Source organism: Aquipuribacter hungaricus, from assembly GCF_037860755.1.
GTDB classification, from domain to species: domain Bacteria; phylum Actinomycetota; class Actinomycetes; order Actinomycetales; family JBBAYJ01; genus Aquipuribacter; species Aquipuribacter hungaricus.
Genome location: NZ_JBBEOI010000437.1, coordinates 1 through 1,221 on the forward strand (window position 1 = coordinate 1; position 1,221 = coordinate 1,221).

A 1,221-nucleotide genomic window follows, 5' to 3' on the forward strand; every position below is an offset into this window, starting at 1 on the left:
CGGGCGGCGGTGTCGCCGGGCGGGCACGGACGGCCAGCACCAGGGTGCGGGTGGCCCAGCCGACGACCGCGCGCAGCACCGCCTCGCCCCGCCGGAGCAGGACGACCGCCACGGCCGTGGCCACGACGTGGGCGACGACCATCCAGGGGTCCCAGCCCATGGCGTGGGCCAAGGAGCCGGACCCGCAGGGCACGGGCACCGCCGTCGGGCCGAACACGGCGGCGACGGCGTCCGGCCGGTGCGCGGCGCAGTGCCCGGCGGTCTCGACCCGGTCCAAGCCGTGGTGCAGCACCACCTGACCGGCGCCGACGCTGAGCGCGAGCCGCCGCCCGGAGACGGTCCGGCCGCCGGCGAGCGCGGCGAGCAGGGCCACGAGCAGCACGGCGAGCCCGAGCCGGGGGCCGGACGGGACGTCGCCGCCGGCGAGCAGGTGGCTCGTGGTCGAGACCCCGACGACGACCGCGACCACCAGCGCCGCGCGCAGAGGCCCCGGTCCGGTCACCGTCCGACGGTAACCGACGGGCCTCCGGGACCCGCGGGACGCAGCCGCGGCGTCAGACCGCGAGGCATCACGGGCTCGGCCGTAGGGCCTCAGGCGAGCATGGCCGCCCACTGCTCGGCGAAGACGACCCCGAGCAGGGCCACGAGCCCCGCCACCCACACCACGGCCGGTGCCGCGTGCAGGGTGGCGAGCGTGCGGACCAGCTCGCTGTCCGCGACGCGTCGCCCCAGCAGCCCGTCGACGGCGTTGGTGAGGGTGACGTAGACGGCGAGCACGACGACCACCACCCACACGACCATGCAGTAGGGGCACAGCACGCCCAGCACGAAGACGCTCACGCCCACCAGCCAGTGTACGAACGCCAGCCCTGCCAGGACCCCGGCCTGCAACCCCCACCGGACCGGCCGCGGCAGGGCGACCCCGCACAGCGCGAGCACGCCGAGCGTGAGCACGACCGAGAACCCGACGACCCCGAGCAGGGTGTTGGGGAACCCGCCGCCGAGCACGCTGGCCTGCGGGCTCGAGGCGACCGTCCCGCAGTCGATGAGCGGGTTGACCGAGCAGGTCGGCACGTACGTCGGGTCGAGGGCGAGGCGCAGCCGCTCGTAGGTGAGGTCGACCGCAGCGAGCAGGCCGGCCGCCCCGCCGACCGTCAGCACCCAAGGCAGCGCCCGCGCCGGCCCGGCGGGGGGCGCCGCCGCGGCACCGGCGGTCCGGTC

General features: G+C 77.2%; 1 protein-coding gene and 1 pseudogene. Both read right to left on the minus strand.

Annotated features, from left to right (window positions below; all coding sequences use genetic code 11):
• Positions 1-502, minus strand: a pseudogene (locus WCS02_RS20445) (hypothetical protein); the annotation flags it as partial.
• Positions 503-591: 89 nt separating this feature from the next.
• Positions 592-1,221 (minus strand): vitamin K epoxide reductase family protein (locus tag WCS02_RS20450; RefSeq protein WP_340296161.1); only part of this gene is annotated, 630 nt, incomplete at its 5' end.